At 68.9% G+C, this 25,211-nt stretch carries 28 protein-coding genes; 11 read left to right on the top strand and 17 right to left on the bottom strand.

What is annotated here, in order from left to right; genetic code table 11:
• Window positions 1–98: 98 nt before the first annotated feature.
• Window positions 99–1,757 (top strand): serine/threonine-protein kinase, encoded by a 1,659-nt coding sequence (locus tag AB0M24_RS40960; protein ID WP_363779287.1) that lies wholly within the window; start codon window positions 99–101, stop codon window positions 1,755–1,757.
• A gap of 7 nt (window positions 1,758–1,764) precedes the next feature.
• Here the strand turns inward: AB0M24_RS40960 and AB0M24_RS40955 are convergent, their stop codons facing one another.
• Window positions 1,765–2,667 carry a LysR family transcriptional regulator gene (locus tag AB0M24_RS40955; protein WP_363779285.1) on the bottom strand — a complete coding sequence of 301 codons (903 nt, stop codon included), beginning with the start codon at window positions 2,665–2,667 and terminating at the stop codon, window positions 1,765–1,767.
• An 81-nt stretch (window positions 2,668–2,748) separates the two neighbouring features.
• Here AB0M24_RS40955 and AB0M24_RS40950 point away from each other — a divergent pair, with 81 nt between their 5' ends.
• Both AB0M24_RS40950 and AB0M24_RS40945 read left to right on the top strand, forming a co-directional pair.
• A complete protein-coding gene (locus AB0M24_RS40950) occupies window positions 2,749–3,675 on the top strand; it encodes a DMT family transporter (RefSeq protein WP_363779283.1) in 927 nt (308 codons plus the stop codon).
• Between the two features lie 121 nt (window positions 3,676–3,796).
• A complete protein-coding gene (locus AB0M24_RS40945; RefSeq protein WP_363779281.1) occupies window positions 3,797–4,216 on the top strand; it encodes an SsgA family sporulation/cell division regulator in 420 nt (139 codons plus the stop codon).
• A gap of 474 nt (window positions 4,217–4,690) precedes the next feature.
• Here AB0M24_RS40945 and AB0M24_RS40940 read toward each other — a convergent pair whose 3' ends face one another.
• Together AB0M24_RS40940 and AB0M24_RS40935 are read right to left on the bottom strand one after the other, a co-directional pair.
• On the bottom strand, window positions 4,691–5,047 hold the full coding sequence (locus AB0M24_RS40940; RefSeq protein ID WP_363779279.1) for a hypothetical protein: 357 nt from the start codon (window positions 5,045–5,047) through the stop codon (window positions 4,691–4,693).
• Entirely contained in the window at window positions 5,044–5,508 is a 465-nt protein-coding gene (locus AB0M24_RS40935; protein WP_363779277.1) for a hypothetical protein, read from the bottom strand. The genes AB0M24_RS40940 and AB0M24_RS40935 overlap by 4 nt, the downstream gene beginning before the upstream one ends.
• A gap of 127 nt (window positions 5,509–5,635) precedes the next feature.
• On the opposite strand from AB0M24_RS40935, the gene AB0M24_RS40930 reads away from it, so the two are divergent.
• Window positions 5,636–6,919 (top strand): serine/threonine-protein kinase, encoded by a 1,284-nt coding sequence (locus AB0M24_RS40930; protein WP_363779275.1) that lies wholly within the window; start codon window positions 5,636–5,638, stop codon window positions 6,917–6,919.
• Here AB0M24_RS40930 and AB0M24_RS40925 read toward each other — a convergent pair.
• Genes AB0M24_RS40925 through AB0M24_RS40915 form a run of 3 tightly spaced genes read right to left on the bottom strand, consistent with a single transcriptional unit; the run spans window position 6,903 to window position 9,326 of the window.
• Window positions 6,903–7,493, bottom strand: a complete 591-nt coding sequence (locus AB0M24_RS40925; RefSeq protein WP_363779273.1) for a hypothetical protein — start codon at window positions 7,491–7,493, stop codon at window positions 6,903–6,905. The genes AB0M24_RS40930 and AB0M24_RS40925 overlap by 17 nt on opposite strands.
• Before the next feature lie 16 nt (window positions 7,494–7,509).
• Window positions 7,510–8,160: a response regulator transcription factor gene (locus AB0M24_RS40920; protein WP_112262282.1), complete on the bottom strand. Its 651-nt coding sequence runs from the start codon at window positions 8,158–8,160 to the stop codon at window positions 7,510–7,512.
• A complete protein-coding gene (locus AB0M24_RS40915) occupies window positions 8,157–9,326 on the bottom strand; it encodes a PspC domain-containing protein (protein WP_363779306.1) in 1,170 nt (389 codons plus the stop codon). The genes AB0M24_RS40920 and AB0M24_RS40915 overlap by 4 nt, the downstream gene beginning before the upstream one ends.
• Before the next feature lie 132 nt (window positions 9,327–9,458).
• Between AB0M24_RS40915 and AB0M24_RS40910 the strand changes: the two genes are divergently transcribed.
• The 4 genes from AB0M24_RS40910 to AB0M24_RS40895 all read left to right on the top strand — a co-directional run bounded on the left by AB0M24_RS40910 (window position 9,459) and on the right by AB0M24_RS40895 (window position 11,589).
• Window positions 9,459–10,634 carry a PspC domain-containing protein gene (locus AB0M24_RS40910; RefSeq protein ID WP_363779271.1) on the top strand — a complete coding sequence of 392 codons (1,176 nt, stop codon included), beginning with the start codon at window positions 9,459–9,461 and terminating at the stop codon, window positions 10,632–10,634.
• Window positions 10,627–10,836: a hypothetical protein gene (locus AB0M24_RS40905; protein WP_363779269.1), complete on the top strand. Its 210-nt coding sequence runs from the start codon at window positions 10,627–10,629 to the stop codon at window positions 10,834–10,836. The genes AB0M24_RS40910 and AB0M24_RS40905 overlap by 8 nt, the downstream gene beginning before the upstream one ends.
• Before the next feature lie 172 nt (window positions 10,837–11,008).
• Complete coding sequence (locus AB0M24_RS40900; protein WP_363779267.1) at window positions 11,009–11,323, top strand: CocE/NonD family hydrolase; 315 nt, start codon at window positions 11,009–11,011, stop codon at window positions 11,321–11,323.
• Entirely contained in the window at window positions 11,251–11,589 is a 339-nt protein-coding gene (locus tag AB0M24_RS40895) for a hypothetical protein (protein WP_363779265.1), read from the top strand. The genes AB0M24_RS40900 and AB0M24_RS40895 overlap by 73 nt, the downstream gene beginning before the upstream one ends.
• Window positions 11,590–11,593: 4 nt before the next feature.
• Here the strand turns inward: AB0M24_RS40895 and guaA are convergent, their stop codons facing one another.
• Complete coding sequence (gene guaA, locus AB0M24_RS40890) at window positions 11,594–13,153, bottom strand: glutamine-hydrolyzing GMP synthase (RefSeq protein ID WP_363779263.1); 1,560 nt, start codon at window positions 13,151–13,153, stop codon at window positions 11,594–11,596.
• A 19-nt stretch (window positions 13,154–13,172) separates the two neighbouring features.
• On the opposite strand from guaA, the gene AB0M24_RS40885 reads away from it, so the two are divergent.
• The gene (locus AB0M24_RS40885) at window positions 13,173–13,841 is read left to right on the top strand and encodes an aminoglycoside phosphotransferase family protein (protein ID WP_363779261.1); all 669 of its coding nucleotides are present in this window, start codon (window positions 13,173–13,175) and stop codon (window positions 13,839–13,841) included.
• Window positions 13,842–13,850: 9 nt separating this feature from the next.
• Window positions 13,851–15,296, top strand: coding sequence for an aldehyde dehydrogenase family protein (locus AB0M24_RS40880; protein WP_363779259.1), 1,446 nt, complete (start codon window positions 13,851–13,853; stop codon window positions 15,294–15,296).
• On the opposite strand, the gene AB0M24_RS40875 is transcribed toward AB0M24_RS40880, so the two are convergent.
• From AB0M24_RS40875 to guaB, 8 genes are read right to left on the bottom strand one after another with little or no spacing between them, the layout of a single operon-like run.
• Window positions 15,287–16,537 (bottom strand): FAD-dependent monooxygenase, encoded by a 1,251-nt coding sequence (locus AB0M24_RS40875; RefSeq protein WP_363779257.1) that lies wholly within the window; start codon window positions 16,535–16,537, stop codon window positions 15,287–15,289. The genes AB0M24_RS40880 and AB0M24_RS40875 overlap by 10 nt on opposite strands.
• Complete coding sequence (locus AB0M24_RS40870) at window positions 16,534–17,505, bottom strand: MBL fold metallo-hydrolase (RefSeq protein WP_363779255.1); 972 nt, start codon at window positions 17,503–17,505, stop codon at window positions 16,534–16,536. Before AB0M24_RS40870 ends, AB0M24_RS40875 begins: the two co-directional genes overlap by 4 nt.
• Window positions 17,506–17,517: 12 nt before the next feature.
• Window positions 17,518–19,194 (bottom strand): GMC family oxidoreductase, encoded by a 1,677-nt coding sequence (locus tag AB0M24_RS40865; protein ID WP_363779253.1) that lies wholly within the window; start codon window positions 19,192–19,194, stop codon window positions 17,518–17,520.
• A 54-nt stretch (window positions 19,195–19,248) separates the two neighbouring features.
• The gene (locus AB0M24_RS40860; RefSeq protein WP_363779251.1) at window positions 19,249–19,431 is read right to left on the bottom strand and encodes a hypothetical protein; all 183 of its coding nucleotides are present in this window, start codon (window positions 19,429–19,431) and stop codon (window positions 19,249–19,251) included.
• Between the two features lie 23 nt (window positions 19,432–19,454).
• The gene (locus tag AB0M24_RS40855; RefSeq protein WP_363779249.1) at window positions 19,455–19,703 is read right to left on the bottom strand and encodes a hypothetical protein; all 249 of its coding nucleotides are present in this window, start codon (window positions 19,701–19,703) and stop codon (window positions 19,455–19,457) included.
• A gap of 39 nt (window positions 19,704–19,742) precedes the next feature.
• Complete coding sequence (locus AB0M24_RS40850; protein WP_363779247.1) at window positions 19,743–20,090, bottom strand: hypothetical protein; 348 nt, start codon at window positions 20,088–20,090, stop codon at window positions 19,743–19,745.
• 60 nt (window positions 20,091–20,150) lie between these two features.
• Window positions 20,151–21,284, bottom strand: a complete 1,134-nt coding sequence (locus AB0M24_RS40845; protein ID WP_363779245.1) for a GuaB3 family IMP dehydrogenase-related protein — start codon at window positions 21,282–21,284, stop codon at window positions 20,151–20,153.
• A gap of 42 nt (window positions 21,285–21,326) precedes the next feature.
• A complete protein-coding gene (gene guaB / locus AB0M24_RS40840) occupies window positions 21,327–22,838 on the bottom strand; it encodes an IMP dehydrogenase (protein WP_363779243.1) in 1,512 nt (503 codons plus the stop codon).
• Between the two features lie 127 nt (window positions 22,839–22,965).
• Here guaB and AB0M24_RS40835 point away from each other — a divergent pair, with 127 nt between their 5' ends.
• Complete coding sequence (locus tag AB0M24_RS40835; protein ID WP_363779241.1) at window positions 22,966–23,349, top strand: DUF5319 domain-containing protein; 384 nt, start codon at window positions 22,966–22,968, stop codon at window positions 23,347–23,349.
• Window positions 23,350–23,562: 213 nt separating this feature from the next.
• Here AB0M24_RS40835 and AB0M24_RS40830 read toward each other — a convergent pair whose 3' ends face one another.
• Both AB0M24_RS40830 and AB0M24_RS40825 read right to left on the bottom strand, forming a co-directional pair.
• The gene (locus tag AB0M24_RS40830) at window positions 23,563–24,381 is read right to left on the bottom strand and encodes an anti-sigma-D factor RsdA (protein ID WP_363779239.1); all 819 of its coding nucleotides are present in this window, start codon (window positions 24,379–24,381) and stop codon (window positions 23,563–23,565) included.
• A 72-nt stretch (window positions 24,382–24,453) separates the two neighbouring features.
• Window positions 24,454–25,026, bottom strand: coding sequence for a sigma-70 family RNA polymerase sigma factor (locus AB0M24_RS40825; RefSeq protein WP_030471987.1), 573 nt, complete (start codon window positions 25,024–25,026; stop codon window positions 24,454–24,456).
• Window positions 25,027–25,211 lie beyond the last annotated feature (185 nt).

Raw genomic sequence — 25,211 nt, 5'->3', positions numbered from 1 at the left:
AAGCGCCGTTACGTCGTAGAAATCTCGTAAGGTGGGTACCCACACGCCAACGGGTGATCTGAACCCGGACGTGTGATGGGCCGTTGAACAGAGAGCAAGTGACCGCACAGCGGGGAGCAACTGTGACCGACGATGGCCGATTGGTCGCTGGTCGCTACCGATTGAGCCAGAGGATCGGTAGTGGCGCCATGGGCGTCGTCTGGACCGCACACGACGAACGTCTGCACCGCACCGTCGCGGTCAAGCAACTGCTCTTGCAGCCCGGACTCGCCGAAGCCGACACGGACGAGGCGAAGAGACGGGCCATGCGCGAGGGCCGCATCGCCGCGCGGCTTCAGCACCCGCACGCGGTCGCCGTGTACGACGTGGCCGAGGACGACAGCCAGCCGTGGCTGATCATGGAGTACCTGCCGTCCAAGAGCCTGTCCGCGGTGCTCTCGGAGCGCGGCACGCTCCCGCCGCGCGACGTGGCGTCGATCGGCATGCAGGTCGCCTCCGCGCTGGCCGCCGCGCACAACGCCGGCATCGTGCACCGCGACATCAAGCCCGGCAACGTGCTGCTCGGCGACGACGGCACCGTCAAGATCACCGACTTCGGCATCTCCCGCGCGACCGGTGACGTCACGGTCACCGCGACGGGCATGCTCGCCGGCACCCCCGCCTACCTCGCACCCGAGGTCGCGAAGGGGTACGACCCCGGTTCGCCGTCCGACGTGTTCTCCCTCGGCTCGACGCTGTACGCGGCGATCGAGGGCACCCCGCCGTTCGGCCTGAGCGAGAACACCATCGCGCTGCTGCACAAGGTCGCGTCCGGCAAGGTCGACCCTCCGCGCAACGCGGGCCCGATGACCGCGCTGCTGATGCGCCTGCTGCGAGCGGAGCCGGAAGACCGCCCGACCATGGCCGAGGCCCGTGACGCGCTCGCCGCCGTCGCGAACGGCCAGGCCGCCGCCGCTTTCACCCCGGCCGTCGTGGCGCCGACGCACCCGCCGTCGTGGCGCGGTGCCCCGGTCCAGCAGCAGCCGCAGCAGCAGGCCGCCACGCGAGCCCTGACGCCCACGCCGCCGCCTCCCCCGAACGCCACCCGCGTCGACCTGCACACGCCGCCACGCGCCGTGCCGACGCAGCAGCACCAGCCGCCGTCGAACCACCGCCCGGCTGCCGCGCCCCAGTACTCGCAGCGCCCGAAGCCGTCACCGCTGTCCTCGGTGTCGTCGAAGAGCAAGAAGTCGACCGTCTTCACCGCGCTCGCCATCGTGGCCGCGGCGGTGATCGGCATCATGTTCGCGAGCATGATCTCGAACAACAAGGACAACGGCGGCGACGACAACAGCGCGGGCGGCAACACCCAGGTCCAGCAGACGCAGGACAGCACCAAGCCGTCGACGCCGCAGAAGTCGTCCGGCAAGGCCGGCCAGTGGACGAGCCAGCCCACGCCCGACGACATGCGGGGCTTCCTGAACGACTACTTCAACACCGCTCCGAGCTCGCCCGAGGAAGCCTGGAAGTTCGGCAACGCCAACTTCCAGGGCAGCTACCCCGGCGGTTACAGCGGGTTCCAGACGTTCTGGAACGGGATCAAGCAAGCCAAGGTCATCAACGCGACCGAAAAAGAAGGCTTCTACTGGGAAGTCGACGTGCAGTACACCAAGAAGAACGGCGGCACGACCACAGAACGGCGCGGTATCTCGTTCGAGTGGCTCAGCCCGAACTTCTCGCTGCACAGCGACAAGTCGCTCGGTCCGGCCAACGGCTAGCAGCTGATCAGGAGGCCTTCGCGGCTTTCTCCAGCGCTTCAGCCAATGCGATGACGGCGGGATTCCACGAGGCTTCCTCGCGGTAGACGGCGTGAATGTGGCGCACCGGTTCGGGATTGCGGACCTTGCGCAGCACCACGCCGGGGTGCGCATATCCGAGGCCGAGCCGAGGAATGATCGTGACGCCGAGACCGGCTGCCACGAATCCCTGCGCGGTCGCGTAGTCGTCGCTTTCCACCGCGACCTTCCGCGAGAAGCCAGCACCCGCGCACGCGTTCTTCACGAGGTTCGCGCACGGGCCGTTGGAACCGTAGTCGGAGTCGATCCAGGGCTCCTCGCTCAGCTCGGCCAGGTCGATGACGCGCTTGCGGGACAGCGCGTGGCCGCGGGGCAGGACGGCGAAGAACGGGTCGGCGAGCAGGTGCCGCGCGACCATGCCGTCCGGCGCGGGCTCGTCGGGCTCCAGGACCGTGATGGCGATGTCGGCGCGGCCCGCGGCGAGCTCCTCGAACGGGTCGTTGGGCTCGGTGAGCTTCAGGTCGAGCTCGACACCGGCGCGTTCGGCGCGGAAGGTGGCGACGGCAGGGGGCACGAGGGCGGCACCGGCCGTGGCGAAGTAGCGGACGCGCAGGGTGCCCGCGCAGCCGTTGCGCAACGCCGCGAGGGCGCTCTCGGCCTCGGCGAGCTGCTCGGCCAGGCGACCGGCGTGCTCGGTGAGGAGACGGCCGGCCGCGGTGGGCCGGATGCCCCTGCCGACGCGCTCCAGCAGCGGCAGTCCCGCCTGCTTCTCGAGACCCGCGACCTGCTGCGAGATGGCGGACGGGGTGTAGCCGAGGTTCGTCGCCGCCGCGGTGATGGAACCCGTGGTCACGACCGCTCTGAGCACCTGCATGCGTCGCACGTCCAGCATGCACTGACCTTACAGCTCCGCTTAACGGTTGTGCACAACAATTAAATTGTATTTACGCGTTTGAGGACGCATGGTTGACGTGTGAACCAACGCGGAACGTTGATCAGGATGGGCGTGCTCGCCCTGCTGTGGGGATCCAGCTTCCTGTGGATGAAGCTCGCGCTGGGGAGCCTCGCTCCCGTGCAGATCTCGCTCGTGCGGACGTTCTTCGGGGCGGCCGTGCTGTTCGTCGTGCTCGCCACGGCGAAGATGACGCTGCCCCGCGACAAGCGCGTCTGGGGTCACATGCTCTTCGTGGCGACGTTCGGCAGCGCCATCCCGTTCACGCTGTTCGCGTTCGGCGGCCAGACCGTCGACTCGGGCGTCTCCGGCGTCCTCAACTCCACCACGCCGCTGTTCGCGCTGACCATCGGGCTCGTGCTGGGCACCGAGAAGTTCAGCAACGTCGTCCGCATGCTCGGCCTGGGACTCGGTTTCGCGGGCGTGCTGCTGATCTTCGCGCCGTGGCAGCAGGCCAACAGCATCGCCAGCTGGGGCGCGGTGCTCTGCCTCATCGGCGCCGCCTCGTACGCCGTCGGCTACACCTACGCCGGCCGCTACCTGGTCAACACCGGCGCGACCTCCACGCAGCTCGCCGCGATGCAGCTGACCACCGCGATGGGCCTGCTGATCCTGGCCGTGCCGTTCGGCGGCCTGCAGCCGCTGCACCTGCACTGGGTCGGCGTCGTCGCCGTGATGATCCTGGGCGTCTTCGGCACCGGAGTCGCGTTCATCCTCAACTACCGCGTCATCGCGGACGAGGGCGCCACCACGGCCACTACGGTCGGTTACCTTCTGCCCGTGGTTTCGGTACTCCTTGGAGCGATCTTCCTGGGAGAGCAACTCAACGCGAGGGTCGTCGCGGGCATGCTGGTGGTGCTCCTGGGCGTCGCGCTGACCCGCAGGCAGCCCGTCTCGGCTGGTCAGACCGTCTCACCAAACGAGACGCGCGACCTGGTCAAACGCTGAACGGTGAGACGCACGTCTCCCCCAATAGGATGGTTCCGAGACGAATCGCGTCCTTATCGAGCTGGTTGGCCGTCTCCTCTTTGTGAGCGGACATGGAGACCAGCCTGGGAAGGACATCGACATGAACAACGAGAACCTGAAGGTCACCACGCGGACGACTTTCCAGCTGCTGGCCCCCGGCGCGGCTCCAGCGCCGGTCGAGGCCGAGCTGGTGTACGACCCGGAGGACCCCTACGCCGTCGCCGTCGTCTTCCACACGGGCACCGGCCGCGTCGAGTGGATGTTCGCCCGCGACCTGCTGGCCGACGGCCTGCTGACGCCGTCCGGTGAGGGCGACATCCTGGTCCGCCCCGCGTCCGACGACCCGGAGCGCGTCCTGGTCGAACTGAACGCGCCCACCGGGTTCGCCATCCTCAGCGCGGTCGCCGAGGACGTGGCGGCGTTCCTGGACAGCTCCTACGACGTCGTCCAGCCGGGCGAGGAAGACCTGTGGATCGACTTCGACCGGGAGCTGCAGAAGCTCGTGTCGACGATCGACTAGTTCTGCCCGTGTCTCAGCTGGTGGTCTGACGGGCGCGGGACGAGGTGCTCTGTTCGCCGGGCAGCTCGTCGCCGGAGATCACCTGACGCTCTTGTGCGGTCTCGGCGTTGTGGGCAGCTACGTCGAAGGGCCGCGGTCCCCACCGGAAATGGCCTGCGTCGTTGGCAGCGACGAGGCCCCTGACTACTCGGTCGCCTTGGGGTGTGTACCGGCGTAGTCGCTCGCCAATGGCAGCGCACACGTTGTTCGCCGCTCGGGTTGTTCGAGGTATCCCGCCTACGGCATCAGCGCCGCAGCGGATTCGGCGCTTCTCGCCGTTCGCCGGCAGGAACGACCGATGGGTCGCCGGTGACACGCCTTTCCCGGCCAACCCACGGCTGTAGCGGCGCCATAGCGGAGTCGTCGCTCGCCAGCTGGTCGTCAGCAACCAGCCCTTTCCCGGCAGACGCGACCATCCAGGGCTCCACCGCGGACTTACTCAGTCGCCTTCGGGTGCGCACCCGCGTAGTCGACCCACACCGTGCGCTTCTCGGCGTCCACGAGGTACCAGACGCGGTCACCACCGGTGACCTCGATCTGCCACTGCGGCAGCATCCGTCCACCACGGACGACGGTCGACACGGGTCCCCGAAGCCGATGGTGACGACTGGTAGGCCGTCCTGAGGCAGCGCCAGGGCTGTTGCGCATGACCTCCCAGGCAGCGCGCAGGTTGCTCGCCGCTCGGTTTTCGAGTTCCTGCCATCCGCCCACCGCGTCGGTGACGCCGTAGCGGACGTGCCACTCCTCGCCGATCGTCGGTGGAGCGACTGGATCGTTCCTCTTCAGGCTCACTCGCCGTCCTCGTCGTCGGACTGTTCGCGGGTGAGGATCTCGAGCAGACGCGGATCAGCCATGACCTCCGCGGTGTGCTTCCACTCCGTGATCAGCTGGATGACCGGCGCGGGGGTGCCGAGAGAGTTCGCGGCTTCGAGGGTCTCGATGATCTCTACGGCGAACGACTCCTTGTCCTCTGGCCTCAGGAATCGCACCCAGGGGAACACCGTGGGCATGAGTTCGGCGATCAAGTGACTTGCCTCCTTGCTGTGCTGCAGCAGCGCCACGAACAACGACGTGGTGAACGAGACGACCTCGCGCACCTCCTCCGCCCTGCCGGCCGTGGTCAGCACCAGGTCCTCGTCGTCGCCGCGACGGCGCACGAGCAGGGTCTTGTCCGGCGCGGCCTGCAGTTTCCGCACCGACTCGGCCGGCTTGTTGGACAGCTCGCTGAAGTTGATCTCAGCCGCGAGGGACATAGTTGCAAGGTACTTTAAAACTCGGCGGGGGTGCCAGCGGGGTCACACCATCGGGTACTGGCGATTTGTGCCACCCGTTGAGCGTGATCTGGCGAGGTCGCTCTCGGGCATTGATTAGTCTCGTGGTGTGACAACCACCATCGGGGGCCGCTACACGCTGTTGGAGCGCGTCGGCAGCGGAGCGATGGGAGTGGTCTGGCGGGCGCGGGACGAGGTGCTGGCGCGCGAGGTCGCGGTCAAGCAGCTCGTCACCGGCGACCACCAGCGGGCCATGCGCGAGGCGCGCAACGCCGCCCGGCTGCACCACCCGCACGCGATCGCGGTGTTCGACGTCGTGAGCGACGACGCCGAGCCGTGGATCGTCATGGAGTACCTGCCGTCGCACAGCCTGTCGGCGCTCATCGCCGAGAGAGGGCCGTTGAAGCCGGCTCAGGCGGCGAGCATCGGGGCCAAGGTCGCTTCGGCGTTGGCGGCGGCGCACGCAGCGGGGATCGTCCACCGCGACATCAAGCCCGGCAACGTCCTGATCGGGCACGACGGCACCGTCAAGATCACCGACTTCGGCATTTCCAAGGCCAGCGGTGACGGCACGATGACCGACACCGGCATCATCTCGGGCACGCCCGCCTACCTCGCGCCTGAGGTCGCGCGGGGTGAGCAGCCGAACGAGGCGTCCGACGTGTTCTCGCTCGGCGCCACGATCTACTCGGCGATCGAGGGCGAGTCCGTCTTCGGGCCCAGCGACAACAGCTTCGGGCTCATCTACCGGGCCGCGAGCGGGCAGCTGCGGGATCCCAAGAACGCGGGCGAGCTCACGCCGTTGCTGAACCGGCTGCTGGCCGTGGACCCCAAAGAGCGCCCGTCCGCACAGGAGGCCGCCGACCTGCTGGCCGACGAGCCGCAGCCGTCCCAGCCGCTCGCCATTCCCGAACCGCGCAGGCTCAAGCCGCCGAACCGCCGGATCCTGGTGATCCTCTCGATCATCGGGCTGCTGGCCGTCAGCGGTGGCGCGGCGGCCGCCTACTGGGGCGGCACGGACGACGACCCGATCAACCACAGCAGCTTCCCCACCACCGAGAAGTCCGTCTACTTCACGGCGGACGAAGCCGTCGTGTTCGTCCAGCAGCACTACGCCGACCTGCCGGGCAACCCCGTCGAGGCGTGGTCGCACTTCTCGGCGAAGGTGAGGGAGCCGCAGGCCGACTTCCTGAAGCGGTGGAAGGGCTACACGTCGGTCCAGTGCAGCCAGACGCCGGGGAAGCCGGTCCACTCGGACGGCCCCGACTGGATCGTCACGGTGAACCTCGCCCTGGTCACGGACATCGGCAAGCAGCGGAACATCACGGTCGAGGTCCGGATCGCCGCGATCGACGGTCAGATGAAGATCAGCGGCCTCAAAGAAGTTGCGTGAGCAGCCAGAAGCTGCCGCCGCCCACGACCACGCCCATCGCCGTCCCGCCCAGCACATGCGCCGTGGTGTGGTCGCCCAGCTCGACGCGCGACCACGCCACCAACGCGGCGGGGAGCGCGAGGAGCAGCCACAACGGGCCGTAGACGATCATCATCGTGACGACGGCCGCCCACGCCACCCCGGCGTGCAGCGAGATCTTCCACTTCAGCCCGAACGTGATCGCCATGCTGACGATCAGCGACGCGAACATGCTGCCCGCCAGAGCGAGCATGCTCGTGGGCGCGTTCCCCAGCACCATGATCACCGTGCCGGCCGCGAGCGACGCACCGGCCGTGACCAGCGGAACGACTCGCCCCTCGCGGTTCGTCACGTGGTGGCCGTCCCACTTGCCCTTGCGCGCGCCACGCACGATGACGGCCATGGGGATGACGGACGCGGTCACGGCGACCACGAACCCCCACAGCAACGTCTTCCAAATGCCTTCCGAAGCCGCCGCGACGGCGAAAGGCAGCAGAATCACCCAGACCCACGGCGCCAGCACCTCGGTCGCGCCGCGAGCGACCTTTTTGATCAAAGCCCCCGAAGACCCTTCAGACCAGTCTGCGATCAGTGGCCCAGCGGGAGAGCTCGTACCGGTTGGAGAGCTGGGTCTTCCGCAGGACGCTCGACACGTGCGTCTCCACTGTCTTCACGCTGATGAACAGCTCGGACGCGATCTCCTTGTAAGCGTAACCGCGGGCCAGCAGCCGCAGGACGTCGCGTTCGCGAGGAGTCAGCAGGTCGAGCTCGGGGTCGCTGATCGGCGCGGCTCCCGGCCGGTCGGCGAACGCGTCCAGCACGAACCCGGCCAGGCGCGGGGAGAACACCGCGTCGCCCTCGGAAACCCGCACGACCGCCTTGACCAGCTCCTGGCTGGAGATCGTCTTGGTCACGTAGCCGCGGGCACCCGCGCGGATGACGTTGATGACGTCCTCCGCCGCGTCCGACACGGACAACGCCAGAAAGGTCACCTCGGGGATCTTGGTCCGGATCTGCCGCAGCACCTCCGCGCCACCGCCGTCGGGCATGTGCACGTCGAGCAGCACCACGTCCGGCTTGTGGTGCGCGATCCCCGCCACCGCTTCGCCCACGCTGCCCGCCTCGCCCACGACCTCCACCTCGTCGGTGATCGTGTCGAGCTCGGCCCGCACCCCCGCGCGGAACAACGCGTGGTCGTCCACCAGGAACACCCTCACGCTCACGTCCTGGCCTCCGTCTTCCTCGGCATCTCGAGCTGCACCTCGGTCCCCTCGCCGGGTGCTGTGCGCAACCGGACCTGACCGCCGTGCCTGTCCATCCTCCCCCGGATGCTGCCCGCGAGGCCATGGCGGTCCTCCGGAACGGTGTCCGGGTCGAAGCCCTTGCCCCGGTCCCGCACGAACACCGTCACCTTGTCCGGTTCGATCTCCGCGTACACGCTGACCTCGCCGACGCCCGCGTGCTTGGCCGCGTTGACCATCGCCTCCTTCGACGCCTGGATGAGCGCGAACATGCCGTCCTCGATCTCGCAGTCGCCGACGACGACCTGGGACACGGCGATCGCGAAGTCGTCCTCCACCTCGGCGCACGTCTGGGCGATGGCGACGCTCATCGTCGTCGGCTGCTCACCCACCTCACGGCCGTAGAGCCAGCCGCGCAGCTCGCGTTCCTGGCTGCGGGCCAGTCGCTTCACCTCGCGCGACGACTCGGCCTGCTTCTGGATCAACGCAAGCGTTTGCAGCACCGAGTCGTGCAGGTGGGCGGCGATCTCGGCGCGTTCCTCGGTGCGGATGCGCGCCCGGCGTTCCGCGTCCAGGTCGCGCACCAGCCGCATCCACAGCGGCACGGTCAGGACGGCGACACCGATCAACGTCGCGAGCACGGAGAGCACGACGGTCGAGAGGTTCTGGATGGAGTCGTTCGCGACGATGAAGGCGGCGAACCCCGCCACCACCAGCGCCCCTCCCGCCACCGTTCGCACGATCCCCGTCTTCCCCTGTGCCAGCGCACCGTCCCGCCACCTGCGGCGCTGCGCCTCGTCCGCCTCGCGCCACACGACCGCGGCGCCCACGAGTGCCACGGCGATCGGGCCGGTGATCCAGCCGCTCGCCCCGGTGCCGATCAGCCCGGTGAACACCGCGACACCGATGCCGAGAGCGGCCAGGCCGACTGCCTGCTGCCACTCCTTGCGGTCCTTGTCGGTCTCCGGTTCCGTCACCGCCGACTGCGGGACGAACATCCAGAGCAACGCGTAGGCGATGATCCCGACGCCGCTCAGCGCCGCGAACACGGCGAAGATCGCGCGCACCCAGAAGACGGGTGCGCCGAGGTGTTCCGCCAGCCCGCTCGCGACGCCCGCGACCACCCGGCCGGTGCGTCGACGGCGCATCGGCTCGATCTGTGCACTCACCATCCGATCGTCACACGTCCCGGCGGGTTGTTCATCAGGGATGACCCCGGTTCCGCGAATCAGGGCTGGTCCCTGATGTGGTTCCAGGCGTGGCAGCGCAACCTTGTCAACGTGAGCGGGACTGAGAAGGCAATGCAGGGCGTGGCGGACACGCTCAGAGAGTTCTGGGCCCACCGTCCGGTGCGGCCCCGCGCCGGGCGCAAGCTCGGCGGTGTGGCGACCGGGATCGCCTTGCGCTACCGGATCGACCCGGTGATCGTGCGGATCGCGTTCGTCGCGCTCGCTTTGTCGGGCGGCATCGGTGTGCCGATGTACCTGGCCGCCTGGCTGCTGCTCCCGGAGGAGGGCGACGCGGTGTCGCCGCTGGAAGCCCTGCTCAACAAGGGCCGCAGCTCCATGTCCCAGGCCCAGACGGTGCTGCTGGGGCTGCTGATGTTCCCGGCGCTCGCGTTCACGTTCGGGGACGGCGGCGGGTTCCAGGTCGTGGTCACGCTGGCGGCCTCGATCGCCGCCATCTACCTGCTGCAGAAGAACCGCGGACACCTGGCGCCGGCGACGACGCTCGCCGAACCGCCGCCCGTGCCACCGGTGCCGGGCGCACCTGCCTGGGACCCGCTGGGTGCCGCACCGTTCGCCTGGGACCTGCCGGAACCCGCACCTCGACCGCAACCGCCCGCACCTCGTCCGCGCAAGCCGCGCGTCGCCGCGACGACGATGGGCGTGGCAGCGCTGGTCCTGGCCGGGTCCGCGATCGCGGGAGTCTGGGTGCCGTGGTTCACCGCGGCGCACATCATCGGCCTGCTGGTCGCGGTGCTCGCGGCCGGTCTGCTGGTCGGGTCGTTCGTCGACGCGGGCCGCGGCCTGATCTGGCTGCTGATCCCGCTGTCCGTGGTGGGCTTCGGCCTGACCACGGTCGGCTGGGACGGCCCCAACGACTTCGGCGACCTCAGGTCGACGCCGAAGACCGTCGCCGAGGTGAAGGACAAGTACGAGATCAGCGTCGGCAGCGTGATGCTCGACCTCCGCGAGCTGCCGGACTCCGGTTCGGTGAAGACCTCGGTCGAGGCGGACCTCGGCGAGCTGGTCGTGCACGTGCCGAAGAACGCCGACGTGACGTTCAACTGCCAGGCGACGTCGATCGGTGAGCTCAACTGCCTCGGCAAGCAGGCGGAAGGCAGCACCGCGCAGGTCGACGGCACCGATCTCGGTGCCGACGGCGAGGGCGGGCTGAAGATCGACCTCGACGTTCTGACGAACGTCGGAGAGGTGAAGGTACTCCGTGACTGAGCAGTTCTCCGGGCAGCAGCAGGTGATGCGCAGGCGGATCGACCCGCTGGGCCTGATGTTCGGGATCGGAGGCGGGCTGATGGCGGCCTACGTGCTGAGCAACGGGACGTTCTGGTTCGACTTCCGGTGGGCGCTGGGAGGAACGGCCATCGTGGTCGGAGTGGTCCTGCTGACCAACTCCCTGCGGCGCAGACAGAGATAGCACCGCGGATTCGGCCCTCTGCCACCCGGCAGGGGGCCTTTTCGTTTGTGCCGCAACACAGTCGGGCAGGGCCTGGTGATGAACAACTTCGTGTACCCGCCCGGCGTGCGGGTCGAGCACGTCAGGTTTCCTGGCGTGGAGCGGGATCTCGCCTAGGGAGGCCAACGCGGGAGTGGCCTGGTACCTCGCCCGAGCCGGCTACGTGTGTCTCACGATGGACTACCGCACCTCGGGCGCCAGCACCGGCAAGCCGCGCGGCCAGGTCTACTTCGCCAACAACGTGCAGGACATGCAGTACGGCCTGTTCTACCTGCGGTCCCGGCACGAGGTCGATCCGGACGCGATCGGCCTGCACGGCGTGAGTCCCAGTGGTGCCGTCGCGATGCGCCTCGCCGCGAGGGACCGGCGGGTGAAGTGCGTGTCGGCGCTCCGCTGCAGTTCTTCGGCGCCAACGGTTCGGACATCTACCACGACCTGGAACAGATGACCCAGGTCCTGGACCTGGCGGGAGAACCGAAGCGGCTGGTCGTCCTCGGCTTCGACGGCATGGGCATGTACGTGGAACCGGGTCTCGGCGAAGCCATGCGCGCGACGATCGGCTGGTTCGACCACCACCTGCGCGGACGGTCGCCGGCACCGGTCGCACCGCCCGGCGACACGGCCGTCACGCCGCTCGCACCCGACGCGGTGCGAGCGGGGATCGTGCCGGGGACCCCGAACTGGCAACCCAGCTGGGATCCCACGGCCTCCTAGGAGATCACTCCCACTCGATCGTGCCCGGCGGCTTCGACGTCACGTCGAGCACCACGCGGTTGACCTCCGCCACCTCGTTGGTGATCCGGGTCGAGATCCGCTCCAGCACCTCGTACGGCAGGCGCGTCCAGTCCGCGGTCATCGCGTCCTCGGACGACACCGGGCGCAGCACGATCGGGTGGCCGTAGGTGCGGCCGTCGCCCTGGACACCGACGCTGCGGACGTCCGCGAGCAGCACGACCGGGCACTGCCAGATCGTGCGGTCGAGGCCAGCGGCCGTCAGCTCCTCGCGGGCGATGGCGTCGGCCTGGCGCAGCGTGTCGAGGCGGTCCTGCGTGACCTCGCCGATGATGCGGATGCCGAGGCCGGGGCCGGGGAACGGCTGGCGCTGCACGATCGTCTCGGGCAGGCCGAGCTCGGTGCCGACGCGGCGGACCTCGTCCTTGAACAGCGCGCGCAGCGGCTCGACCAGCTCGAACTGCAGGTCGTCCGGCAGGCCGCCGACGTTGTGGTGCGACTTGATGTTCGCGGTGCCCGCGCCGCCGCCGGACTCGACGACGTCCGGGTAGAGCGTGCCCTGGACGAGGAACTTGTAGTCGCCCTCGGCCTTGAGGTCGCGCTCCGCCTGCTCGAACACGCGGATGAACTCGCGGCCGATGATCTTGCGCTTCTCCTCCGGGTCCGTGACGCCGGCGAGAGCGTTGAGGAAGCGCTCGCGGGCGTCGACGGTCACCAGGCGGATGCCCGTGGCGGCCACGTAGTCGCGCTCGACCTGTGCGCGCTCACCGGAGCGCAGCAGGCCGTGGTCGACGAAGACGCACGTGAGGCGGTCGCCGATGGCACGCTGCACGAGAGCGGCGGCCACGGCGGAGTCGACGCCGCCGGACAGGCCGCAGATCGCCTTGCCGTCACCGACCTGCTCGCGGATCCGGGAGACCTGCTCGTCCACGATGGACGACGTCGTCCACTGCGGACGGATGCCCGCGATCTCGTGCAGGAACCGGCGCAGCACCTCCTGGCCGTGCGGCGAGTGGTGCACCTCCGGGTGGTACTGCACACCGGCGAAACGGCGTTCGGTGTCCTCGAACGCGGCGACCGGCGCGCCCTCGCTGGTCGCGGTGACCGTGAAGCCCTCCGGCGCCTTGGTGACGGCGTCGCCGTGGCTCATCCACACCGGGTGGCTGCCCGGCAGCTCCTCGTGCAACGAGCCGCCCGCGCCGGTCACGCCGAGGTCGGTGCGGCCGTACTCGCGGGTGCCGGTCTGTTCAACTGCGCCGCCGAGTGCGCGCGCCATCGCCTGGAAGCCGTAGCAGATGCCGAAGACCGGGACGCCGGTCTCGAACAGCTTCGGGTCGACCTGCGGCGCGCCCTCCTCGTAGACGCTCGACGGGCCACCGGAAAGCACGATGGCCAGCGGGTTCTTGTCGAGGATCTCGCTCACCGTCGCGGTGTGCGGGACCACCTCGGAGTAGACCTGGGCCTCACGCACGCGGCGGGCGATCAGCTGCGCGTACTGGGCGCCGAAGTCGACGACGAGAACAGGGCGGTTGCTGGTGTCGGACACGCCGCCAAGGATCTCATGCGTGGACGGTGAACTGCTGACCGGTGGCGGGCTGAACCAGGTGTTCAGGGTGGGTGACGCGGTGCGCAGGCCCGCCGGACCGTGGGCGCCTCGGGTGCACGATTTGTTGCGGCACTTGGCACCACTGGGGATCGCGCCGGTTCCGCTCGGGCTCTCCGCGGAGCACGAACTGCTCAGCTACCTGCCCGGTGACGTTGGCCACGTGTTCCCGTCCGACGACGAGTCGCTGGTCGCCTCGGCTCTGATGCTGAGGCGGCTGCACGACGCGACGCTCGACCTCGTGGACGTCCGCGACGGGTGGCAACACCCCGCCAGGGAGCCGGTCGAGGTGGTGCTGCACGGCGACTTCGCGCCCTACAACACGACCTATCGAGACGGTGTCCCCACGGGCATATTCGACTTCGATTCCGCCCATCCGGGTCCTCGCTGGTGGGACATCAGCTGGGCGCTCATCCAGTTCGTGCTCGGACTGCCTGACGAGCGCGAACGTCGTACGGAACTGTTCTGCGACACGTATGGGTATGCATACGAGGACGAGCACGTCCTCATGCGACTGGAGGACATGATCCGCACCATTCGCGAGCATCCGGCGTTCGTGCAGCAACGCGCGGAACGTCATGACGACTACTACCAAGGGCTCATCGAGTACGTGCAGGCCAACAGGGCCTAACGTGATCCCATGGATCCGTTCACGCCGCAACCCAGGCCGTGCTGGGTCGCCGGCCGCCCCGAGCAGGGCGAGCAGGCGTTAGAGGTCTTCCACCCGTTCGACGGCACCGAGGTCGCCTCGGTCGCCGTGCCGGGACCTGACCAGGTAGAACGCGCGATCACAGCCGCTCACGCGGTGGCGAAGGAGTTCCGGCGAACACCCGCGCACGTGCGGGCCGAGGCGCTGCTGCACGTCTCGCGAGCGCTCGCCGAACGCGCGGAGGAGATCGCCGAGACGATCACCGCGGAGAACGGCAAGCCGCTCAAGTGGGCCGAGATCGAGGTTTCCCGCGCGGTCAACACGTTCCGGTTCGCCGCGGAGGAAGCACGACGGTTCACCGGTGGCCTGCAGCGGCTCGACACCGAGGCGAACGGTGAGGGCCGGATGGCGATCGTGCGGCACGTGCCGCGCGGGCCGGTGCTGGCGGTGGCGCCGTTCAACTTCCCGCTGAACCTGGTGGCGCACAAGGTCGCGCCGGCGCTCGCGGTGGGTGCACCGGTGATCGTGAAGCCCGCCTCCGCCACGCCGTTGTCGTCGTTGCTGCTCGGCGAGATCCTCGCCGAGACCGATCTGCCCGAGGGTGCGTTCTCGATCCTTCCCGTGCGGGGCAAGGACATGGACGTCCTGGTCCGCGACGAACGGCTGCCGGTCATCTCCTTCACCGGGTCCACGAAGGTCGGCTGGTCGTTGATGGAAGCCGCGCCGCGCAAGCACGTCGTAATGGAGCTGGGGTCCAACGCGGCGGCGATCATCTGTCCTGATTGGACAGACCTGGACCGTGCGGCGCAGCGCATCGCGACGTTCGGCAACTACCAGGCCGGGCAGTCGTGCATCGCGGTGCAGCGGGTGATCGTGGACCGCTCGCACGCCGACGAGTTCGTCCCGAAGCTCGTGGAAGCCGTGGGGGCGTTGAAGACCGGCGACCCGCACGACCCCGAGGTCGAGGTCGGTCCTTTGATCGACGAGGACAACGCTCGGCGCGTCGAGGAGTGGGTCAACATGGCCGCCGACGCGGGCGCGCGTGTGCTGCTCGGCGGCAAGCGGACCGGCACGACGGTCGAGCCGACCGTGGTCGCGGACGTGCCGAAGACCGCGAAGCTGTGGACCGAGGAGATCTTCGGGCCGGTGCTGGTGGTCTCGGTCGCGGACGGCGTGGAGGACGCGTTCGCGCAGGCCAACGACACCAAGTACGGGCTGCAGGCCGGTGTTTTCACACGGGACGTGCAGGTCGCGTTCGAAGCCGCGGCCGAGCTCGAGGTCGGTGGCGTGATCATCGGTGACGTGCCGTCCTACCGCGCCGACCAGATGCCCTACGGCGGCGTGAAGGGCTCGGGCACCGGACGTGAGGGCATCCGATCGGCGATGGAGGACTTCACCGAGGAACGGATCACCGTGCTGACGGGCATTCAGCTGTAGCCCAGTGCCCTGCGCCGCACGTCGTCGTTGTCCTCGCCGGCGACGTGGCCGTCCGGCCTGATCACGCGCCCGTCCGAGACCGTGAAACCCGGTCCGGCGGCGCGTGATCCGGCGATCAGCTCTCCGCCGTCGGTGGTCAGCGGGGAGTTCTCGTAGGCGAACGGGGTGAAGAGCTTGCCCGAGTCGATGCCCTCGCCCGACTCGAGTGCGTGCTGCCGACGCTCTCGTTCCTGCGGAGTGCCCGGCACGAGGAACCGCATGGTGTCGCCGGTGATGCGGAGGTTCTCGTCGGCGGCTTGCCCGCGTTCGACGTCGTAGGACGCCAGCAAGCCGGGCCCGGCCTCGCCTCGCCGGTCCGCGGCGATCTTCCACGCGGCGTTGTCGGCGTCGCAGATCCCGGAGTTCAGGCCGCGGGCGCCGAACGGGCTCATGACGTGCGCGGCGTCCCCGGCCAGCAGGATCCTGCCCTGCCTGAACGTTGTCGCGCGGCGCTGGTGGAAGCGGTAGGTCGACTGCCAGACCACCTCGTACGGCCTGTCACCGACGATCGCGCGGATGTGGTCGTCGGTGAGCTGGACGTCCTCCGCGACCTGCCAGTCGATCCGCCAGATGCCTTTCGGTTGCGGGTGCAGGAGAACCTGGCGGCCGGGGTTCCAGGGCGGGTCGAAGTAGAAGCGGCGTTCGGGTGTCTCGAAGTCCAGGTCGACGCGGACGTCGGCGATGATGAACCTGTCGTCGAACGAGAAGCCCACGAACGGGATGTCCAGCAGCTGCCGGACCGTCGAGTGCACGCCGTCCGCGGCGATGCAGTGGGTCGCTCGTACGTCCTTTGTGGACACGCCTTCGTCGTCCTGGGTCAGGGTTTCGAGGGCGTGGCCGTAGCGGAGCTCGATGAGCGGTTCCCGGCGGACGCGTACTTCCAGCAGCTGCTCGACGACGGTCTGCGGGGTGTTCACGAACGGCGGGAAACCCTTGGCCTCCGGGAAGGTCAGGGTCAGCACCTCGCGGTCGCGGTGGTAGGTGCGGCCGGTGTACCAGGTGACGCCCGCGTCGGCGACGGCCTGGCCGACGCCGATTCGTTCGAGGATCTCCAGGACGTCGCGCTGGACGCAGATCGAGCGACTGCCTTGCGAGACCCGTTCCGGAGCCTTCTCCAGGATCACGCTCGGCACGCCGGCTCGCGCGAGGAACAGCGCGGCGGTCATCCCCACCGGCCCGGCGCCGACGACCAGGACCGTCATTGCAGGGCGTCCCAGACCGCGCGGTCGCGTTCCGCCGTCCAGATGTCCGGCCAGTCCTTGCCGTCGCACTCGTCCCAGTAGCGCTTCACGTCGAACGGCAGGCAGTGCTCGAAGATCGGCCAGCGCCCGTAGCGCGGTTCGAGCGTCTCGTGCGCGAGCTCGAACGCCTGCTTGAGCGTGCCTCCGTCGGCGTGGACCCCGCCGACCGTGCGGCGCAGCTCGTTGAGGAAGTGCCTGCTCTGGTCGATCGCGGCCTCGACCTCCATGCGATCACGCGCGACCTTGCCCCGTCCGCCCACGAGCACCTCCGCGCCGAGGTCCGCGATCTCGTCCAAAGTGGACGTCGCCCACTCGTCGTGGAACGCGTCGCCGGTGTAGAGCGCGGCCTGCGACTCGACGAGGTCGCCGGCGAACAGGATGCGTTGCTGCGGAAGCCACGCCACGATGTCACCCGCCGTGTGGCCGCGGCCGAGGTGCTGCAGCACGAGGTCACCGCGGTCCTCGCCGAGCGGGATGGACATGCGGTCCGAGAACGTCAGCGTCGGCCACGTCAGGCCAGGGATCTCCTCCGGCTGCTCGAACAGCCGCGGCATGCGGCCGAACTCGCTCTCCCAGTCCTGCTGCCCGCGTTCGGCGATCAGCACCCGCGTCATCTCGTGCGCGACGATCTCCTGGGCGTCGAACGCGCTGGCACCGAGCGTGCGGACGGCGTGGTAGTGGCTCAGCACGAGGTATCGGACGGGTTTGTCCGTGTGCTTGCGCAGCGTGGTGAGCCACCTGCGCGCGGCCGCGGGTGTGGCGCGCGCTTCGAAGCAGATCAGGAAGTCCTCGGCTTCGATCGCCCCGACGTTGGGGTCGCCCTCGGCGGTCAGGGTGTAGACGCCGTCGGCGAGCTCGACGAACACCTCGTCCTTCGGGGCGAGGTCGGCGCTGGAGGCGAATGGCTTCTTCTGAGGCTTTTTGGCCATGCCTCCACCGTGTCAGGAGGCCTTCACGATCGGCAACCGCAATGCGGCTGGAGCTTGATCGGGAACCGCGGGGTTCTTCGGCTTCGCCGGGTTGACCCGCTTGTACTTCTGACCCTGCTCGGGCCGTTCGTCCTGTTCGCCCTTGTTCGGCCACAGCGAGAACGCCCGCTCGGCCTGCGCGGCGATGGTGAGGCTCGGGTTCACGCCGAGGTTGGCACTGATCGCCGCACCGTCCACAACGGACAGTCCGGGGTAGTTGAACACCCGGTGGTACGGGTCGATCACGCCTTCTTCTTCACTGGACGCGATCGCGCAGCCGCCGATGAAGTGCGCCGTCAGCGGGATGTTGAACAGCTCGCCCCACGTGCCGCCCGCCATGCCGTCGATGTGCTTGGCGGCCAACAGGTTCGCCTCGTGCCCCGCCGGGATGAACGCCGGGTTGGGCTCGCCGTGGCCCTGCTTGCTGGTGAGCTTGCCGCGCTTGAGGAACGTGGTGATGGAGTTGTCGAGGCTCTGCATCACCAGCAGGATCACGGTCCGCTCGCTCCACCGGTGCACGCTCAGCAGCCTCAGCAACCTCATCGGGTGCCTGACCGCCTGCTTGATGAACTGCAGCCACCTCGGCGTGCTCATCGCGCCGTCCGTGGCGAGGGTCTGCAGCAGCCCCATGGCGTTGCTGCCCTTGCCGTACCGGACGGGCTCGATGTGCGTGATCTCGTCGGGGTGGATGGAGCTGGTGATCGCGACGCCCTTGGTGAAGTCGTTGGCCGGGTCGACCGAGTACCTCGCCGCACCGATGATCGACTCGGAGTTGGTGCGGGTGAGCTCGCCGAGCTTCGCCGAGATCTTCGGCAACGTGGTCGCCTTGGCCTTGTGCAGCAGCTGCTGGGTGCCCCACGTGCCGGCGGCGATGACGACCTGGTCCGCGGTGAAGGACTTCGTGGCCCGTCCGCCGGTCATCTTGGTGTCGATGGTCCAGCGGCCGTCCTGTTGCTGCAGCTGGGTGACCGTGGTCAGCGGGAAGACCTGCGCGCCGAGCTTCTCCGCGAGGTAGAGGTAGTTCTTGACCAGCGTGTTCTTGGCGCCGACCCGGCAGCCGGACATGCAGCTGCCGCACTCGGTGCAGCCCGTGCGCTCAGGCCCGGCACCGCCGAAGTAGGGGTCGTCGGCCTTCTTGCCCGGCTCGCCGAAGAACACGCCGACGGGCGTGGGGTGGTAGCTGTCCTCGACGCCCATGTCCTTCGCGACCTTCTGCATGACGACGTCGCTCGGCGTCGTCGTGGGGTTCGTGACGACCCCCAGCATCCGGCTCGCCTGGTCGTAGAACGGCTCCAGCTCGTCCTGCCAGTCGGTGATGTGCGCCCACTGCCGGTCCTCGTAGAACGGCTTGAGCGGCCGGTACAGCGTGTTGGCGTAGACGAGGCTGCCCCCGCCGACACCCGCGCCGGCGAGCACCATGACGTTGCGCAGGAGGTGGATGCGCTGGATGCCGAAGCACTTGAGCTGCGGAGCCCACAGGTACTTGCGGAGGTTCCAGCTGGTCTTGGCGAACTCGTCGTCGGCGAACCTGCGACCCGCCTCGAGGACGGCGACGCGGTAGCCCTTCTCGGTCAGGCGGAGCGCGGCCACGCTGCCACCGAACCCGGAGCCGACGATGACGACATCGAAGTTACCGGCGAGTTCACCCATGAACCGGAGAGTAGGCGTTACTTCCGGTAACGCCTAGTCCCCGATCGGTTCAGCTCAGAAAGCGAGTTCGGCCACCACCGCGTAGACGATGCACACGAGCGCGAACACGAACACTGCCAAGCCCAGGTAGTGCGCCGTCGACCAGCGCGCCTTCGACTGCTTGCCGCGGCGGCTCCGCCCGCTGATCCCGTCCTCGTCTCCGAACGAGGTGCCTTCGTCGTCCAGGTCGAAATCCACACGCCCCCCAGGTCGTCGTGCGGTCAGAGGACCAGGCCCTCGATGACCCAGACCATGAACGCCACGGCCAGCCCGGTGATCACCAGGCCACCCAGGACGAACAGGGCCAGTGCCTTCCAACCGATGCCGCCGACGCCTTCCTCGGGGTTGTCGTCGGCTTCTTCCAGCGCTACGAGCTCTTCTTCTCCGTCTTGGACTTCGGCGTCCGTGTCAATCGTGTCCACATCCGTGCTGTTGGTGCTGTTGTCGCCGAACAGGGAGTCCAAGTCCATGCCTTTCAGGACGCACAGGGGGTGAGGCCGGTTGCAAGATCAGCTTTGGGCCCAGGCCGCGATCGGGAGGCTGAGGTAGACGCCGACATGAGCCAGTCCCGTCGCCTCCTCGATGGCCGCGCACAGTCCGTCGACCCGGTCCTGCCGGTTCTCCGCGCGGCTCTCGAACCACTTGGACCGGACCTCGACCACGACGTCCATCTCGCTGACGTCCCACGGGCCGCGTCGCCGGAAGTACAGCTCGACGTCGCCGGCCTGCAGGTCTTCGTCGTAGGGCTCCTCCGGGCACTCCACGGCCACCGAAACGGCGTGCGGAAGCACCTCGACGAGCTGCCTCAGCACTTTGTGCGGGAGGTTGGGCGCGTAAGTGATGTCAACTAGCGGCACGGGCCCAGCAAACCAGAAGGGTGCACCCCGGCCGGAGCGCACCCTTCTGGCTGATCAGGTTCAGCCGCGGATGGTCAGGCCGACCTTCTGGAACTCCTTGAGGTCCGAGTAGCCGGTCTTGGCCATGGCCCGCTTGAGAGCGCCGAACAGGTTCGTCACGCCGCGCGGGTCCGAGGACGGGCCGAACAGCAGCTTGCGCAGGTCGAGCTCCTGGTCCACCGCCTCCGCGACCAGGCTGCGCGGCACGGACGGGTGCGCGGACGACGCCGTCCAGTACAGGCCCTGACCAGGCGCCTCGGTGGCGGCCGCGAGGGGCTCGCCCAGCATCACGGCGTCGGCACCGCAGGCGATGGACTTCGCCACGTCGCCGGACGTCATGACGCCACCGTCGGCGATGACGTGCACGTAGCGGCCGCCCGTCTCGTCGAGGTAGTCGCGGCGGGCGGCCGCGGCGTCGGCGATCGCGGTGGCCATCGGCACGCCGATGCCCAGGACCGTGTCGGTGGTGGTGACGCCGGGCGTGTAGCCGTAGCCGACGATCACGCCCGCCGCGCCGGTGCGCATCAGGTGCATGGCCGTGCGGTAGTCGCCAACACCACCGGCGATCACCGGGATGTCGAGGTCCGCGATGAACGACTTCAGGTTCAGCGGCTCGCCGTCGCGCGACACGTGCTCGGCCGAGATGATCGTGCCCTGGACGACCAGGATCTCGACGCCCGCGGCCAGCAGGTCCGGCGTGAGCTCGGCGGCGCGCTGCGGGCTGACCCGGACCGCCACCGTCACGCCCGACTCGCGGATCTGCTTGATCGCCTCGGCGATCAGGTCCATCCGCAGCGGGGCGGCGTGCAGCTCCTGCAGCACCTTCACCGCGGCGGCCGGGTCCTCGTTGTCCTCGGTCGCCTGGACCAGGCGGAACAGCGCCTCGTCCACGTCGCCGTGCCGCGCCCAGAGACCCTCGGCGTTCAGCACGCCGAGGCCGCCGAGCTCGCCGACCGCGACCGCCGTGCCCGGCGACACGATGGCGTCGGTCGGGTGGGTGATCAGCGGGATGTCGAAGCGGTAGGCATCGATCTGCCACGTCGTGGAGACGTCCTTCGACGACCTCGTGCGACGGGACGGGATGATCTCGATGTCGTCCAGCTCGTAGGCCCGCCTCGCGGTCCGGCCCATGCCGATCTCGACCAGATCGCGCACCTGTTGTTCCTCTCCAGAGCTTTAGAACAAAACCGGACGACTCTAACGGGTGGTGTAGTTCGGTGCCTCGACGGTCATCGTGATGTCGTGCGGGTGGCTCTCCTTCAGGCCCGCCGCCGTGATCCGCACGAGCTGCGCGTCCTGCAGCTCCGCGATCGTGCGGGAACCCGTGTAGCCCATCGCCGCGCGCAGGCCGCCGTTGAGCTGGTGCACGACCTGCGACAACGGGCCGCGGAACGGCGTGCGGCCCTCGATGCCCTCGGGGACGAGCTTGTCCTCGTTGAGCACGTCGTCCTGGAAGTAGCGGTCCTTCGAGTACGACTTGGCGTCGCCGCGGGACTGCATCGCGGCCAGCGAGCCCATGCCGCGGTAGGTCTTGAACTGCTTGCCGTTGACCAGGATCAGGTCGCCGGGCGCCTCCTGGGTGCCCGCGAGCAGCGAGCCGAGCATCACGGCGGACGCGCCGGCCGCGATGGCCTTGGCGATGTCGCCGGAGTACTGGATGCCGCCGTCGCCGATCACCGGCACACCGGCGGGACGGCAGGCGAGCGACGCCTCGTAGATCGCCGAGATCTGCGGCACACCGACACCCGCGACGACGCGCGTGGTGCAGATCGAGCCGGGCCCGACGCCGACCTTCACGCCGTCCGCGCCCGCGTCGACCAGCGCCTGCGCACCGGCCCGCGTCGCGACGTTGCCGCCGACGACGTCCGCCGAGTCGCCGAGCTCCTTCTTGATGCGCGCGACCATCTCCAGCACGCCGCGCGAGTGGCCGTGCGCCGTGTCGACCATCAGCACGTCCACACCGGCGTCCGCGAGCGTCATGGCACGCACGAACGAGTCCTCGCCCACACCCACGGCGGCGGCGCAGAGCAGGCGGCCGTCCGGGTCCTTGGTGGCGTTCGGGTACTGCTCGGTCTTGACGAAGTCCTTGACCGTGATCAGGCCCTGCAGCTTGCCGTCGCCGTCGACGATCGGCAGCTTCTCGACCTTGTGGCGGCGCAGCAGGCCCAGCGCGGCGTCGGCGCTCACGCCGACCTGCGCGGTGACCAGCGGGCCCTTGGTCATGACCTCGCTGACCTTCTTGGTGTGGTCGAGCTCGAACCGCATGTCGCGGTTCGTGATGATGCCCACCAGCTTGTTGTTCGAGTCGGTGACCGGCACACCGGAGATGCGGTAGCGGGCGCACAGCGCGTCGACCTCGGCCAGCGTGGCCTCCGGCGAGCACGTGACCGGGTCCGTCACCATGCCGGCCTCGGACCGCTTGACGGTCTCCGCCTGCCGAGCCTGGTCCTCCACGCTCAGGTTGCGGTGCAGCACGCCGATGCCGCCCTGACGCGCCATCGAGATCGCCATCCGCGCCTCGGTGACCGTGTCCATGGCCGCGCTGGCCAGCGGAATCTTGAGGGAGATGTTGCGCGAGATCCTGGTGCTCGTGTCGACGCCACTGGGAACGACGTCGGACTCGGCCGGCAGCAGGAGCACGTCGTCGAAGGTCAGTCCCAGCATGGCGAACTTGCTCGGGACTCCGTCAGCGTTGAGCTCGCTGGTCATAGCGGGTGACATGCCTTCCGTCGTGCGGTCTGCCAGTCTGCCCGCGGGTCAGGTTTCCGCAGGCGGAGGCGGTGCTGCCCATGGTATCTGGACGGCTGTGGGGGTACGGCGGGTACCGTGCGGGGTCGTGCCGCACGACGCGTTGCCACCAGACCCCTTCGAGGGCGATCCCGAGGACCCCGCGCTGACCCTCGGCGAGCCCGACCACGACCATCCCCCGATGGAGGAAGACGAGCGAGCAGAGCTGGTCAGCGACCTGAGCGACCTCGCCGTCTACCAAGCGCTCCTCGAACACCGGGGCGTGCGCGGCATCGTCGTCGACTGCGGCGAGTGCCAGGAACCGCACTACCACGACTGGGCACTGTTGCGAGCCTCACTCGAACAGCTGCTCGCCGATGGGCGGATGCGGCCGCACGAGCCCGCGTTCGACCCGGACCCCGGCGCGTACGTGAGCTGGGAGTACTGCCGGGGGTACGCGGACGGTGTGACGGCCACGGAGTCCGCCCGCTGATCGTCGCGGTCCGGCGTGATCCGGCGCACCCGCCCAGGAGAGCGTGCGCCGACCTGCCGCACCTGACGTGAGTCGGCCACTCCCGGCACTTTGCGCTCAGGCCGGGTCGGCCTGCCTCGGAGCGCCCCGATCACATTCCACCTGACGTGTGACCGCCGAAAGCGTGTGAACGGCCCCTGACCTCGAAAGATCAGGGGCCGTTCACACTGCGTCTCAGTTGGAGCCGGTCTGGCCCTGCGACTCGCCCTGCGTCGCGCCACTCGAACCGGGCGTCTCACCGGTGCCGGGGTCCGGCGGCGGAGGAGGCGGCGGGTTCTCGCCACCGGCCGAGGTCGGCGGGGGCGGGGTCGTCGTGGTCGGCGGCGGGGTCGTGGTGGTCGTCGGGTCCGTCGTCGTCGTCGAGGACGGCGTGGACGGCTTCGTCGGCTCGGTCGGCTGGGTGGCCGGCGGCGTGGTCGGCGAGGTCGTGGTGGCCGAGGTGTTGGTCGCGAGCTCCTTCTGGAGTTCGGCGTGCTTCTCCTCGAGCTGGGCCTTGCCGTCCGCGGTGGACACGGAGCCGAGGCTGGCCTCGACCTTGTTCAGCTTCTCACGGGCCTCGCTGACCTTGCCTTCGCGCAGCGCGAGGCGGGCCGACTCGAGGTCCGTGTTGATGATGGCCGCGGCTTCGATCGACTTGGCGTGCTCCGAGTACAGGACTCGGGTGAGGCCCCAGAGCGCGTCGCCGGGCTGGGCGTCGCGCGCGACCAGGCTCACGCCGGTGAAGGCGATGGCGAGGACGGCCGCGGCGCTGGCCAGGGGGATCAGGAAGCGGTGCCGCGAGACCGGCTGCGGGCGGGCAGCCTGGATCGTGGCCACGGCGGTCTCGGTGTCGACCAGTTCGCCGAAGGGCGCGGTCTCCACCTCGTTGCGCCAGGCGAGCAGCAACGCGTTCAGCTCGTCGTCGACCAGGGAGCCTGCCGCACCCGGCGTGGCGGACCCCAGTGCGTCGAGCAACCTGTCATCGGCCTGCACAGCCGAAAGATCATCTGCCACGACGGGTTCGTGCGGGGTTCTATCGTCCTGTCCTCGCACTTGCTCGTCGTCCTTTCCGTGCTCGTCGGCCACTCAGACCACCTCCTCCGCTGCCAGCGACTTGCGGAGCCGAGCCAGCGCACGGTGTTGCGCCACCCGGACCGCACCCGGCGTCGAACCGACCGCCTCGGCAGTTTCCTCGGCGGAAAGCCCGACCACCACCCTCAACAGCAGGATCTCCCGCTGCTTCTCCGGCAGGACGCGCAGTAGTACAGCCATCCGATCGGAGAGCTCACCCTGCATCGCCCGCTGCTCCGGACCAGCTTCGGTCTCCGGTGCGTCGGGGACTTCGGGAACCGGTTCCGAGCGGTTCCTGGCGGCAGACCGATGTGCATCGGCAACCTTGTGCGCCGCGATCCCGTATACGAACGCGAGGAAGGGCCGACCCTGATCGCGGTAGCTGGGCAATGCCGTGAGCACCGCGAGACACACCTCCTGGGCCACATCGTCCGCCGAAGCGAAGCTTCGCTCCTGCCTGCCAACTCTGGCGCGGCAGTACCGCACCACAAGAGGACGAATGGAGGCCAGCAGGCGTTCGATCGCCTGGCGGTCGCCGTCGACGGCCGCGCCCACTTCGGCGTCCAGTCCGTCCCCCAAGTTGGTCATCGCAGACAACAGCCCTGGTGTTACTTGTTGGCGTACCGACATGAAACAGCACGAGTCACTCACGGCGACTCGTAGCAGCAGATCTCACCGTACCGGTCTTCGTGCCTTCTGTTCATCAGTGGGGTATGGACACCCCGCGTGACCAGCCGACACGCCGAATGACTCCAGCCCGGCGACATTGTCAC

Source organism: Lentzea sp. NPDC051838, assembly GCF_040681245.1.
In the GTDB taxonomy this organism is placed as follows: Bacteria; Actinomycetota; Actinomycetes; order Mycobacteriales; family Pseudonocardiaceae; genus Lentzea.
The sequence above is the reverse complement of the archived record's forward strand: the minus strand, read 5'-3'. Positions and strand labels throughout refer to the sequence as shown.